The 13,553-nt window shown below is 40.7% G+C and carries 11 protein-coding genes and 1 riboswitch; of the genes, 1 reads left to right on the plus strand and 10 read right to left on the minus strand.

Annotated elements, in window-relative coordinates; genetic code table 11:
• Positions 1–52 precede the first annotated feature (52 nt).
• From AC5FEC_RS01935 to AC5FEC_RS01960, 6 genes are all read right to left on the minus strand, one after another.
• Positions 53–910: a shikimate dehydrogenase gene (locus AC5FEC_RS01935; protein ID WP_493661129.1), complete on the minus strand. Its 858-nt coding sequence runs from the start codon at positions 908–910 to the stop codon at positions 53–55.
• A complete protein-coding gene (aroD, locus tag AC5FEC_RS01940; RefSeq protein ID WP_037615635.1) occupies positions 900–1,577 on the minus strand; it encodes a type I 3-dehydroquinate dehydratase in 678 nt (225 codons plus the stop codon). Before aroD ends, AC5FEC_RS01935 begins: the two co-directional genes overlap by 11 nt.
• Positions 1,574–2,737, minus strand: coding sequence for a class I SAM-dependent rRNA methyltransferase (locus AC5FEC_RS01945; protein WP_493661130.1), 1,164 nt, complete (start codon positions 2,735–2,737; stop codon positions 1,574–1,576). The genes aroD and AC5FEC_RS01945 overlap by 4 nt, the downstream gene beginning before the upstream one ends.
• A gap of 205 nt (positions 2,738–2,942) precedes the next feature.
• Positions 2,943–3,596, minus strand: a complete 654-nt coding sequence (locus AC5FEC_RS01950; RefSeq protein ID WP_493661131.1) for an ABC-2 transporter permease — start codon at positions 3,594–3,596, stop codon at positions 2,943–2,945.
• Positions 3,580–4,464: an ABC transporter ATP-binding protein gene (locus AC5FEC_RS01955; RefSeq protein WP_493661132.1), complete on the minus strand. Its 885-nt coding sequence runs from the start codon at positions 4,462–4,464 to the stop codon at positions 3,580–3,582. The genes AC5FEC_RS01950 and AC5FEC_RS01955 overlap by 17 nt, the downstream gene beginning before the upstream one ends.
• Positions 4,461–4,838 (minus strand): GntR family transcriptional regulator, encoded by a 378-nt coding sequence (locus tag AC5FEC_RS01960; protein ID WP_148881111.1) that lies wholly within the window; start codon positions 4,836–4,838, stop codon positions 4,461–4,463. The genes AC5FEC_RS01955 and AC5FEC_RS01960 overlap by 4 nt, the downstream gene beginning before the upstream one ends.
• 344 nt (positions 4,839–5,182) lie before the next feature.
• Between AC5FEC_RS01960 and AC5FEC_RS01965 the strand changes: the two genes are divergently transcribed.
• A complete protein-coding gene (locus AC5FEC_RS01965; protein ID WP_037615644.1) occupies positions 5,183–7,387 on the plus strand; it encodes an LTA synthase family protein in 2,205 nt (734 codons plus the stop codon).
• Positions 7,388–7,537: 150 nt separating this feature from the next.
• Here AC5FEC_RS01965 and pulA read toward each other — a convergent pair whose 3' ends face one another.
• The 4 genes from pulA to AC5FEC_RS01985 all read right to left on the minus strand — a co-directional run bounded on the left by pulA (position 7,538) and on the right by AC5FEC_RS01985 (position 13,397).
• Entirely contained in the window at positions 7,538–9,835 is a 2,298-nt protein-coding gene (gene pulA, locus AC5FEC_RS01970; RefSeq protein ID WP_493661161.1) for a type I pullulanase, read from the minus strand.
• 25 nt (positions 9,836–9,860) lie between these two features.
• Positions 9,861–10,811, minus strand: a complete 951-nt coding sequence (locus AC5FEC_RS01975) for a diacylglycerol kinase family lipid kinase (protein WP_037614736.1) — start codon at positions 10,809–10,811, stop codon at positions 9,861–9,863.
• Between the two features lie 8 nt (positions 10,812–10,819).
• A complete protein-coding gene (gene ligA / locus AC5FEC_RS01980) occupies positions 10,820–12,778 on the minus strand; it encodes an NAD-dependent DNA ligase LigA (RefSeq protein WP_493661133.1) in 1,959 nt (652 codons plus the stop codon).
• A gap of 103 nt (positions 12,779–12,881) precedes the next feature.
• On the minus strand, positions 12,882–13,397 hold the full coding sequence (locus tag AC5FEC_RS01985) for a QueT transporter family protein (protein ID WP_037614731.1): 516 nt from the start codon (positions 13,395–13,397) through the stop codon (positions 12,882–12,884).
• A riboswitch (PreQ1 riboswitch) is annotated at positions 13,395–13,487 on the minus strand. (Overlaps the previous gene by 3 nt.)
• Positions 13,488–13,553: the final 66 nt, after the last annotated feature.

Here is a 13,553-nt window from a genome sequence, read left to right on the forward strand (position 1 = left end):
CGAAGAACCAAGAGGACATCTATTTCATCACTATAATGCTATGTTTATTAGACTATTTCTTGATTTCCTCTAGCAAACTTGCCCAAACTTCTTCTGATGGCATTGTTTTTCCTGTCATCAGTTCAAAAGCTTTTTTAGCTTGATGAAACAGCATACCAAAACCATTCGTTGTTTGCAAACCTTGCTCTCTTGCTAATCTCAAAAACGGAGTTTCAGCAGGATTATAAGTTAAATCAGCAACTAAAATATGTTCAGGGAAGACAAATTGACTTGGGATAGGAAGAGACTTACCATCCATGCCTACACCTGTGGCATTTACAACTAAAGCCGACTGAGCAATTGATGTCTTTAAAGCCTCTTCATCTTCGACAGCATGCAGAAAGATATCCTGCCCAACTCTCGATGCCAATTGATCTATTTTAACCTTCGTTTGCTCAAGGGTCAGAGAGCGATCAAAAGCATGAATCTTTGCTGCACCTTCTATAGCAGCCTGTCCAATAATTGCTGACGCAGCTCCCCCCGCACCTAAAACGGTGATGGTCTTGTCTTTAACATCAAAATCAGGCAGACTGCGGAAAAATCCATATCCGTCTGTATTATAGCCAATCAAACTACCATTCTGATTTACAATCGTATTAACAGAATCTATCAGCTGTGCTGATTGATCAATACCATCTAAATATTGCAGGACTTCTTGCTTATAGGGCATTGAAATATTTGCCCCCAGCATATCATATCGACGAATATTCTCAATAGATTGCTGCAGATCTTCCCTATCAATTTCCCAAGCAACATAGACAGCATTAGTCTCTGTTAAGTCATAAGCAAGATTATGAATAAAGGGAGAAATGCTATGTTTAATTGGTTTGGCTATTACAGCTACTAAGCGAGTGTGACCGTCAATTTTCATTCAAAATCTCCTGAATTTTCTTCATATTGGCCAAAGAAATCTGCCCAGGAGCCGATGGAACCTCTTGACTGGCAAAAGACCAAATAGAGCCCGTCAAATCAGCTGCTATACGAGAAATTTTTCCAACTTTTCCCATGGAAATCGTGACAAAGTCCTGCTCAGGATTTAAGGTTTTAAATCCTCGAGTGTAGTTCATCAAGTCCAGCACATCCTGCTCATTGTGAGCCATGACAGAAACTTTAACCACTTTTGGTGTCAAACTTGTCAATTCTGACAAAATTTCCATCATATTTTCCGGTGTTTCCTCAAAATTATGATAGCTGAGGACTAGATTGGGAAAATCAAGCATTTCTTCGAATTTATCTTTGTGCGAATAATACTCAAAGTCAACATAGTCTGGCTGATAAAATCTCGCTACTTCTTTGATTAATGCAACATATTCATCATCTGACAAATCAAGCTCGCCACCTTCTTGCCGACTCCGCAGTGTGAAGAGTAATTCACGCCCAGCAAATTTCTCAAAAATAGCAGGAGCAACGTTTAGAATGCTCTCTTTGGGCAAAAAGTCCGCTCGCCATTCGATAATGTCAGCATCATCATAGCGGCTAAGATCGATAGCTTTAGCCTCTTCTAAACTTCTGGGCATGATTGAAACGACTAATTTCATTTGTCCACCTTAATAGTAAATACCTTGAGGTAGTTACTATTCTCATCTTTCTTATTGTATACAAAGTCTGCTGGTAGACCATATTCCGCCAGATAGCGGTGAGGAACTCCTGCAAATCCTTTTTCAATTTCTTTTTTAAACTTACTTTTAGAGACATTGGCTGCGTTGGTCGATAGAATCAATGTTCCTTTTGGACTCAGAATTTCCAAAGCCTGAGCCACCAAACGATGATAATCTTTCGCAACAGAGAAGGTCTGTTTCTTATTGCGAGCAAAGCTCGGCGGATCCAAGACAATCACATCATATTTTAGATTATGGCGCTTGGCGTATTTGAAATAGTCAAAGACATCCATAACTACGAAACGATGCGGCTCTAAATCCAAACCATTGGCTTCAAAATGCGCCTGGGAAAGCTCGCGACTGCGCTTGGCCAAATCCACCGAAGTTGTCTGACTAGCGCCACCCATGGCAGCTGCCACTGAGAAAGCTGCTGTGTAGGAGAACATGTTGAGCAGACTTTTTCCGCTAGCTAAGCCGTCAACCAGACTGCCTCGAACCTCGTGTTGATCCAGAAAAATCCCAGTCATCAGGCCATCATTCATGAAGACTTGATAGCGAATGCCATTCTCCAAAACCGTAAAATAGGCTGGCGCTTCTGCTCCGTAGAGATGGGCAGACTCATAGTCCAAGCCCTTGAAGCGAATCTTCTCGTAAGCTCCAGCGACCTCAGGAAAGACCTGATGGAAAGCAGCCACTATCTGGTCCTTGATTGAAAAAACAAAGGAATTATACCAAGAAAAAACTGCATATTCCTCATACAAATCAACCGTGAATCCACCAAAACCATCACCTTCTTGATTAAACAGTCGGTAAGCTGTTGTATCCTCAGCATGGCGATAATAGAAGCGCTTATCTTTAGCCTTTTCAAACAACTTCTGAAAGAAAGCTAGGTTCAACTCTACCTTAGCATAGGAAATCAGCCAACCAAGTCCCTTATTCTGCAAAGATAGATAAGCTGTTCCTAAAAATTTCCCCTGCTGATTGTGCAATTCCACACATTGATTATTGAGCGAAAGAGTTGAAAAATCATTTTTATCTAACACTAAAATGCCTTTTCTCAACTTTTCCTCTGTCTGTTTTTTAACAGTAAGTTTCTTCATAAGCATTATTATACCAAATATTGTGAAAATTCTCAAAGCATATTTATTATTTTAACCCAATATCGGCTTTAAGAGGAACATATTTTTATTATTTGCTATAACAAAAAGCCACCTGATTAGGCGGACTTTCGATAAAGAATTTTCCTATTTCCACTTTCTATTAAAATTAGCAGAAGAACATATATTTAAAATTTAAGTATTTGTATTAACAATCCTGCTTTGAATAAATCCTGACAGTCAAAAAATAAGATAGTATAAATGTCACGCTAGATAAGAGCAAACAAGCTATACCAAATGAAATTAACTGGGTATCTGATGGTTTTTCAAACAACGTATTGATTACGGATATTGACCCAACCATGATTGCCACTGAGGCTAATAGACTAATGATACTCATCGCTTCAGTTCGATCATTGAAATCTAAGTACGATATCGGTAAAAAAATTGCATTCATGATGAAGATAACTCCTATAAAAAATGAAAATAGCAAAAGTACATCAACATATCTATAAAATGCAAAGCCATGAAGTGCAAACGACGTTAAAAACAAGCCCATTGACAATATACTTCCAATAAGAATCGTAATGAATTGAGTCACAAATACACTTTTTATGATGTCACATCTCCTAATTGGTAAGGATACCATATATTGATTCCACTTTCCGCTGCTATTTTTCCTTAACCCAATCGAGCTAATAAAAGGAAAGCCAATAACTGTTAAACATAAAAAACTAATCAATGGTATTTCATTTCTACCGCCGAAAATTAGAATTGAGATTCCTATCAAAAATATAAATATCAGGAGCACCCTTAAATTTGATGCCAATTTATAATAATGATTCTTAATCAATCCTTTCATTTCCTTCTCCCCTCACCATCAACAGCATCATTTCATCTAAAGACACATTGTCTACTATCAGATTTTTATATTTTTTCTTCATCAGCTTTCTGTCAGATACCAGCACATCTATCTGATAATCTTTTTTCATGTATGATAAGATATCTTCGGTCGCAATGCTTACAAAATCATTTTCAGAGCAACGAATAACCCCATATTCATATATCAGTTCATCTTTTGTTTTATTTAAAATAATTTCTCCATCGTGAATAAATACGATATAATCTGCAATTTTTTCTAAGTCACTAGTGATATGAGAGGATAATAAAATGGAATGATTCTCTTGCTTTACAAATTCAAGAAGTACATCTAAAATTTCATCTCTCATGATTGGATCAAGTCCACTCGTCGGCTCATCTAAGATCAATAATTTAGATTCATGTGAAAGTGCTACTGCAATAGCAAGCTTCATACTCATACCTCTTGAATAGGTTTTAATTTTTTGAGATTTAGGTAAACTAAAGCGCTGCATATATTCTTCAAAACAAGCATTATCCCACTTGCTATAAATCTTCTCAAAGATATCAGCTAATTGTTCCGCGGTTAAATGTTCAGGAAAATTATTACTATCATAGACAACACCAATATTTTCCCTTATATCGGTATCTTCATCAGACATCTCTTTACCGAATATTTCAATCTTTCCACTATCTTTTCTCAAAACATTTAAAATGCAATTCATTGTAGTTGATTTTCCAGACCCATTTTCGCCAATAAAACCTAATATGCTCCCTTCTGGCAATGAAAAGGATATGTTTCTGATTGAAAAATTTGATTTCTCATATTTTTTGTTCACATTTTCCAATGTCAAAATATTAGTCATTGTCATTCCTCCTCCAAGTACAAAATTTTTAGTATCTCCATCATCTTTTCTAATGGGATTGCATTTTCTTTTGCAACTTCAATAGCAAACTGTAGATGTTCTTCTATTCTTTTCTGCTGTTGCTCTTTATAAAACTCCTTGTTTCTTGCCAGCACATATGTTCCTCGACCTATTTCAGTTTCAATAAAACCATCTCTTTGTAATTCTTCATATGCCCTCTGAACTGTAATAACGCTCACATGAATTGATTTGGCTAATGCCCTCATTGATGGAAGACTATCTCCAGCAACCAATTCTTCACTCATAATCATATTTTTTATCTGAGAAATGATTTGTTCATATATTGGTTTGTCTCGGTTATTACTAATAATAATATCCACAAATTTCTCCTTCACTCAAGTGTACTTATTGATTCAGTACAATAATATCATTTTAATAGCATTCTGTCAATTAAATCCCCCAATGTAAGTATACTACTCATTCTTTCTACATTTTTTATTTAGTTTTTTATAAACTTTTTAATGACACTAATACAAATGTTTTCTTGAGAAATTTTAACATCCAGATAAAAAGAACTTACCTCATTCCAATACTATAGTCTTGATTATTTTACAAATAAAACAATCTACCTCTTAAATCATCTCAATCTTTCCTCAACTGAAAAAATTATGATATACTTAGAGGTAGAGAATTTTTAGGAAATAAGACAAGGAAGTAACTTTCTGTGAAAAAAATAACCAAGAATTTACTCAATTTTATGAGTACAAGGCTAGGTTTCGTCTTGAGTTTGCTCACGATTTACTGGTTAAAAACCATGTGGGCCTATACTGTCGATTTTAGTTTAGATATTCAAGGAGCCTACCAGATTTTTCTGGCTCTGATTAACCCTTTTCCCATCGGACTTTTGCTGATTGGACTAGCTCTTTATATCAAACCGACCAAGCTTTTTTATTGGGTCAGCACTGCTATTTACATGCTGCTCTTTGTCTGGCTGGTCTCCAACTCCATCTACTATCGCGAGTTTACCGACTTTGTGACGGTCAATACCATGCTGGCCTCCAGCAAGGTTTCTGCAGGTCTGGGAGCAGCGGCCATGGAGCTTTTCCGTCCGTGGGATGCCATTTATATCATTGATTTCCCAATCCTTGGCTGGCTTTTTTATAAAAAGTATATCCGCTTGGATCATCGTGCATTCAATATCCGGGCTAGCTTTGCCGTAACATCTCTGTCAGCCATGCTCTTTTCAGCCAATCTTTTCCTAGCAGAGATTGATCGTCCAGAGCTCCTGACGCGCGGATTTTCAAATTACTATGTCGTCCGAGCTCTCGGCCTGCCAGCCTTTCTAGGCTACAGTGCTAATCAAACCTATAGTGCCAATAAAGAGCGCTCTAAAGCCTCTGCCAAAGATCTGGAGCCAGTTGAACAATATATTCAATCCCATTATGCAGAGCCAAATTCTGAATACTATGGCATTGCTAAGGGCCGCAATGTATTTTATCTCCATTTAGAGAGCTTCCAACAGTTTCTAATTGACTATAAACTGCAGATGGACGGCAAGGAATACGAAGTAACACCTTTTCTAAACTCGCTTTACCATTCCAACTCAACTTTGGCCTTTTCTAACATCTTTAATCAAGTTAAGGCTGGAAAGACATCCGATGCAGAAACCATGCTAGAGACAGGCCTATTCGGTCTTAACCAAGGCTCCTTCATGGTAAATTACGGTGGTACCAATACCCAGCAAGCAGCTCCTTTTATCCTCTCTCAAAATGGAAATTACACATCTGCTGTTTTCCATGGAAATACTGGCAGCTTCTGGAACCGCAACACCGCCTACAAGCAATGGGGCTACAATTATTTCTTTGATGCCTCCTACTTCACCAAACAGGACGAGACTAACTCCTTCCAATACGGCTTGAACGACAAGATCATGCTGAAAGATTCCATCAAGTATCTGGAACATTTACAGCAGCCTTTCTATGCCAAATACATCACCGTCTCCAATCACTATCCTTATACGACCAGTCTGATTGGCGATGAAATTGGTTTCCCGCTTGCAGATACCAAAGACGAAACCATCAATGGCTACTTTGCAACCGCAAACTATCTCGACTCAGCTGTCAAAGCCTTCTTTGACTATTTAAAAGAAGCTGGACTGTACGAAAATTCAATTATTGTCCTTTACGGAGACCACTATGGAATTTCCAATTCTCGCAATCCAGCTCTAGCACCACTTCTAGGCAAAGACTCTGAAACCTGGTCTAGTTATGACAACGCTATGCTGCAGCGGGTCCCATATATGGTGGTGATACCGGGTATGGAGAAAGGAAAAATCATTGATACCTTTGGTGGACAAATAGATATGCTGCCAACTTTGGAGCATCTATTGGGCATTGACTCAAAAAATTACCTTCAAGTCGGACAAGACCTACTCTCACCTCAGCATGAGCAAATCGTGACTTTCCGCTCAACCAATAACTTTGTAACCCCTAAATATACAAGCTACAGCGGACGGATTTACAACACACAAACTGGGGACGAGATTACCCTTCCCGACGAATCCACAACTGCAGAACTGGAAGCTATTCGGACAGCAGCCAATACCCAGCTGAAGATGAGCGATGCGATTCAGACAGGGGACCTGCTCCGCTTCTACACGGGCAATGACTTAGGAAAAGTCAATCCCGAGGACTATTCTTACATCAACTCCTTCAAGGCTCTCCAAGCCATCGAGAAGGAAAAAGGAGAGCAATCGACCAGCCTTTACTCAAAACGTGGCGGTGTGTCCTCCATTGACTTATTCAATTCGCCAAGCTATCGAGCACTGCACCCTGAACAATTCCAATCCAGCAGTGAGGAAGAGAGTAGCGGAGACTCTTCTAGCTCCTCTAGCTCTTCAAGTTCCTCTAGTTCAACTGCTACTCCTTAGTATTTATCAAACTACAAAACTCTCACCAAAACGTTGAAAATGTTTTGGGAGAGTTTTTTTTTATTTTCCGCCAATCAAAAAAAGATTGAAGAATGGAGCCACAAGTGGGTTTCTTCAACCTTTTTTATAGTCATTTCGCTTATCTTGACATTAGTTAATCACTTCAAAAACAGAAGCAGTCAGATTTTCAACATAAAATGGTCTTTTATGACGGCTGTTACCAGCTACCAAACGAAGCTTATCAGAATTTGACAGGTAGAAAGGCAAGCCACTGGCGTTGAAAATAATTTCATAGTGCTTTTCATCCTTAATCTCAAAAATCAGTAGTCCGCTTCCTTGATTTGCAGATTTGACAAAGACATGCTTGTAAATATCTGCGTAAGTCTTATAAGAAAATTCCTTGACAGTTGTCTTTAGATGAATGATCTGCTTGATAAATTCAAGGCTGTTTTGATGATGATTGAGTAAATCCCAGTTTACTTGATTGACAGCGTCCGGGGCATTGTAGCTGTTCATCGCTCTTTCTCGGTCGCTGTGCAGCACTTCTCCGCCTTCACCTGTTGCTACTAATTTACTTCGTGAGAATTCTTGACCTAATTCCATAAAAGCCATGCCCTGCATAAGTAAATTCATGGCCGTTGCCAGTTCAATACGTTTGGATTTTGTTAAAACGTCATCGTGTGGATGCAATTCAGTCAGTAAGTCATGCAAGTTGAAATTATCATGGGCTTCAACATAGTTGAGTACCTGCTCTGGTAACCAATAAGAGCCTAACTCCTTGCTTCCCAAAATAGACTTGGCTACAATGTCTTCGGTCGCCTGGCCGCTGACAAAGCCTGCTTTCACCCCGCCATAGACCTCAGCTCCCTTCACCGCATCGCGCTCGGTATCATTGAAGAAGCCAATCCGCGGCATTTGATAAGCATTGTCTTTTTTAGCCTTATCCTGTGGCATCAGACCCGTTCCCATATCCCAGCCTTCTCCATAAAGCAAAATCCTCGGATCGATTTTATCCATTTCCTCACGGATTGCATTCATAGTCGCTACATCATGGATTCCCATCAAATCAAAACGGAAGCCATCAATATTGAACTCCTCAACCCAATAACGCAGCGAATCAATCATGAATTTGCGGAACATCTCGTGCTCGCTTGCTGTCTCACTGCCGACACCGGTACCATTTTGGAAGGAACCATTTGGATTCATCCGGTAATAATAATCAGGAACGGTTGCCTGAAAAGCTGAATCAAAAGTTGAATAGATATGGTTGTAAACTACGTCCAAGGTCACAGAAATGCCAGCATCGTGATAGGCCTGAATCATGGTTTTCAAATCTCGAATAGCCTGACCTGGGTCATCTGGATTGGAAGAAAAACTGGTTTCTGGCGCATTGTAGTTCTGCGGATCATAACCCCAGTTATAAGTGACTTGCCCATTTTCATCATAGTCCTTGTGACGGTCAGAAATCGGCTGGAGCTGAACAACATTGATCCCTAAGTCACAGATATAATCAAAGCCCGTCTTGTATCGCAAACGATTTCTAGTACCTGTCTGGCAAGCACCTAAGAAGGTACCTCGCAGTTTCTCTTCTACCCCAGAACTGCTGGATTTGGTTAAATCCCGAATATGCATCTCATAGATGACTGCCTGATTAGGATTTTTGAGACGCCAGGTGGCTTTCTTACCTTGACAAACCTTAAACCCTGGAACAGTCTTGTCCTTTTCAGCAACAATAGCTGAGCGCTTACCATCTGGACTAGTGGCTATCGTATAAGGATCGCGGGTATGAAAATGTTGATTTTCAAAACTAACATGATAATGGTAGGCCTTGCCAGCTAGATCCTCTGGCACGTCAACCAACCAAACTCCAATTGTATTTTTAGCATGATCATGCGAGTATGTTTCTCCCTTTTTCATAGGGAATTTTTTATAAATGGCTGCTTCATTGCTGGAAGATTCATAGACTACCAATTCGACCTTTTTAGCTGTTGGAGCCCAGACTTTAAACAGGTTGGTCTGCCCCTGCAGACGATGACCAAGCCAACCTTGGTAACCCCAGCATTCATCAAAATAATCCGACCGCATAGCCACATCAAAATTATGAGGGCGGCGCTGTGAGTATTGGTGGCTGGTTGTAGCCGCCTGAAGGGAATAATAAACCTGATGGTCTCCTTCAATCAGCCACACTTCTGTTGGTAAATGAGCAGGCAATAAATCGATATGATAGTCACAAGACTGGCTGGACCAGTCCGAACGCTTGACAATCACATGGGCCTGTCCCAAAGGCTCCAATGTTTTAAAAGATAGTTCTCCTTGAATACCGAAATAATCAAGTTTGGAAAAAGAAGCTTCTTTTCCCCATTTATTTGTCTGCCACTGCCACAAATCATAAGAAAAGTAATCTCCCTTAGGATTATGATAGTGAACGATGACCTTATAGTCTAACATTTTCATTAATCTCTTCATTTCTAAATTATTCTATCGAAAGAGCATTCTCATCAATTTCGTCTATATTTGCAAAAAATTCCAGATGATTATGCAAAACTTCGAGTTCTACTGGTGTATCACCACCATATTCACCATCTAGATTCAGCATAAATGGTGCTTTTTTGTCCAATACTTCTAGCTTCAATTTGCTGGTTTTAAGATACTCAACCTTGGCATCCGTCACATGCTGTCCACCATTAATTGCTTGTATAATCAAGCTAAGCATATCAAATAACTTAGCCGTTTTTACCACAATCAAGGTAAAATTCCCATCATCGAATTTTGTATCCGGAGCTAGTTTTTCAAAACCACCAATAGAGTTAGTCAAGGCTACAAAGACAAGCGAAACCTTGCCCTCAAAAACACCATGATCATGCTCAATCCGTACCTTACGAGATTTGGAGCGAGGCAGCATTTTAGCCCCTTCTGCGACATAAGCAAGATAGCCCAGACGGGATTTGACTTCACTAGGAACACTGTAAGTCAGCTCCGTTAGGGTACCTGCAGCAGCAATATTGATAAAGTATTTGCTGCCATAAGCCCGGCCGATATCCATCTGAATCGTTTGGTTTTTCTCAATAATGCGGGCAGCAGCTACCGGATCCCCCATCGGAATCTTCAAAGCTCGCGCATAGTCATTGGTCGTTCCGGTCGGGATAAAGGCCAGCTTGGGACGCACATCTAGAGAGGCAACGCCATTGACTACTTCATTAATCGTTCCGTCACCACCGGCAGCAATCACCAAGTCAAAACCAGCTTTGGCTGCCCTTTCGGCTTCCCGCTGCGCGGAGAAGGGCTCTGGAGTCGTTTGGTAGGCGCTGGTCTCATAGCCAACATCTTCTAAAACGTCCAAGACTTCGGCAATATTTTTCTTGATAATCTCCTGCCCAGAAGTTGGGTTATAAATCAATCTTGCTTTTTTTATCTTGTTCTTCATACTCAGCCTCACAAGCCATCTAACCAATCCTCATCTCGAATCTCGATTCCAAGTTCTTGGGCTTTGGTCAATTTGCTGCCTGCATCACTGCCAGCCACCACCAAGTCCGTCTTTTTAGACACACTTCCGGCAACATTAGCTCCCAAGCTCAGCAATTTTTCTTTGGCTTGATTCCGTGTTAATTTTTGTAATTTTCCGGTCAGTACGACTGTTTTGCCAGAGAGGACTGCATCAGCAGCTGCTTTTTCACCTAGATAGTCTAAATTGACACCAGCTTCTTGCAGTTCCCGCAGCAGCACTTGGCTGCCTTCCTGCTCAAAATAAGAATGCAGACTTTGAGCAATAACAGTCCCCAAGCTGTCAATAGCTGCAATGTCTTCTTGATTAGCCTGAGAAAGTCTAGGAATGTCATGGAATTTCTCTAATAGAATCCGACTGGCCTTGCTTCCCACATGACGAATCCCCAGACCAAAGAGTAATTTCTCTGCTGAGTTATCCTTGGAAGCTTGAATGGCATGATACAACTTGTTGGCTGATTTTTCCTTAAAGCCGTCTAAGGTGAGCAAGTCTTCTACAGAAAGACGGTAAATGCTGGCAACATCCTTGACCAATTCCTTGGCAAAGAGCTTTTCGACAACCGCAGGGCCTAGGCCTGTGATGTTCATAGCATCTCGGCTGGCAAAATGAGTCAAACCCTCCATGATTTGAGCGGGACAGAGAGGATTGATACAGCGCAGAGCCACCTCATCCTCAAAATGCAATAGCTCACCGCCACAACTCGGGCAGTGACTTGGGATTTCCACAGCCTCTTCTGACACCCTCTTAGACTCGACCACACGCAAGACAGCTGGGATAATATCGCCTGCCTTATAGACAATAACTGTATCCTCCTTGCGAATATCTTTTTCAGATATGTAGTCCACATTGTGTAAGGTTGCTCGGCTAACTGTCGTTCCTGCTAGCTGAACCGGCGTCAAGTTCGCCGTTGGAGTCACAACTCCCGTCCGTCCGACGGTCCAGTCAACAGACAGAAGCTGGGCTTCCTTTTCCTCTGCTGGAAACTTGTAGGCGATGGCCCACTTAGGTGCCTTGACAGTAAAGCCCAGCTCTTCTTGAACACTTAAGTCATTGACCTTGATAACAATACCGTCAATCTCATAAGGCAGACTATCCCGCTCCTGAGCAATTTTTTCGATAAACTCCCAGACCTGATCCATAGATTCCGCCAGAATATGAGTAGGATTGACTGAGAAGTCCAAAGATGCCAGCTTATTCAAAACAGCTTCCTGACTGGTTTCCTGAGTCGGACTGGCTTCTTGATAGAGGAAAGTAGCCAGTTTACGCTTGGCCACAACAGCTGTATCTAATTGGCGTAGGGTTCCGGCTGCTGCATTTCGCGGATTGGCAAACTCAGGCTCGCCATTTTCCTGACGCAGCTGGTTAACCGCATCAAAGGATGCCTTAGGCATGTAGCATTCTCCGCGGACAGTCAAGTCAACAGGCTCTTTGAGAGTCAAGGGAATATCCTTGACCCGTTTGAGATTTTCCGTGATATTTTCACCGACAGAGCCGTCTCCGCGCGTCGCGCCTGCTATCAAGACACCATTTTCATAGGTCAGGGAAATAGACAGACCGTCAATCTTGAGCTCGCAGAAGTAGGAAACGCTGGGAAATTCCCGACGCACCCGCTCGTCAAATGCCAGTAATTCTTCACGTGAAAAAGCATCCTGCAAACTAAAAAGAGGATACTGGTGTTGGTATTTTTCAAATCCTTCTAAAATCTTCCCACCAACCCGATGTGTAGGGCTGTCAGGCAGAATGTCTGATGGGTACTTTTCTTCTAAGTTCACCAGCTCACGATAGAGCCGGTCATACTCACTGTCAGATACGCTTGGACGGTCACTGGTATAGTATTCATGGGCGTATTGATTAAGCAATTTGACTAATTCTGCAATTCTTTTTTTCATACTTCTATTTTATCATAAATGGGCGAAATCTTCCTCTATTTGTTCCTCACAATCTACAGGAAATTAAAAACAACTATACATTTTTATAGTTGTTCTTTATAATCTATCTCGTCAAATCAATATGCTGGGACAGACGATTGATTAAAATCGCTCCAATTAGCAAAGAAACAAATTCTCCAGCCGCTGTCGTAAACCAAGTGAGGAAAAAGGGAAGACCTTGTAAGAGGTGCAGTTCCGCAGCAATGGTAAACATGGAAATAGAAAAGAGAATTGCAAAGCAGAAATGATCTAGCCGAATCAGATTATTAAGAATATATTGATTCTTAAATTTTTCAAAAAGAATAACACCTAAAGTCAAAAAAACTAAAGTGGAACCACCACCAACAAAGACATCTACGATGCCAAAACTATATAAATTGGCAATCATACAGCCTAAGGTCACCCCGATGATATACTTACGATGATAAAAGGCCATAAAGTTCATCATCTCCGAAATACGGAATTGATAAGCACCATAGCTAATAGCATTCAAAGGCGGGGTAATGGTCAAAGCTACATAGATCGCCGCAACTAAGGCAATCTGAGTCATGTCACGAACAGTTAGGTTTTGTTTTTTCATTTTTTCTCCTTTAGCGGTTTTCCCGCTTAAAATATGCTTGACGAAAGAAGCTAAGCGTCAAGGGCTGTATCCCTTGCTAAAATTAGGAAATGAAATAGGTCGCAGACTCTCTTAAAACAGCTCCTTCTCCCCACTCTCTCACATTGAGACACAGCC

The organism is Streptococcus sp. STC1396 (assembly GCF_058933875.1).

Coding starts and splice junctions, on each gene's coding strand:
- AC5FEC_RS01935 (WP_493661129.1), bottom strand. CDS start 910: ATGAAAATTGACGGTCACACTCGCTTAGTAGCTGTAATAGCCAAACCA.
- aroD (WP_037615635.1), bottom strand. CDS start 1,577: ATGAAATTAGTCGTTTCAATCATGCCCAGAAGTTTAGAAGAGGCTAAA.
- AC5FEC_RS01985 (WP_037614731.1), bottom strand. CDS start 13,397: ATGAAAAAACAAAACCTAACTGTTCGTGACATGACTCAGATTGCCTTA.
- AC5FEC_RS01950 (WP_493661131.1), bottom strand. CDS start 3,596: ATGAAAGGATTGATTAAGAATCATTATTATAAATTGGCATCAAATTTA.
- ligA (WP_493661133.1), bottom strand. CDS start 12,778: ATGAAAAAAAGAATTGCAGAATTAGTCAAATTGCTTAATCAATACGCC.
- AC5FEC_RS01945 (WP_493661130.1), bottom strand. CDS start 2,737: ATGAAGAAACTTACTGTTAAAAAACAGACAGAGGAAAAGTTGAGAAAA.
- pulA (WP_493661161.1), bottom strand. CDS start 9,835: ATGTTAGACTATAAGGTCATCGTTCACTATCATAATCCTAAGGGAGAT.
- AC5FEC_RS01975 (WP_037614736.1), bottom strand. CDS start 10,811: ATGAAGAACAAGATAAAAAAAGCAAGATTGATTTATAACCCAACTTCT.
- AC5FEC_RS01955 (WP_493661132.1), bottom strand. CDS start 4,464: ATGACAATGACTAATATTTTGACATTGGAAAATGTGAACAAAAAATAT.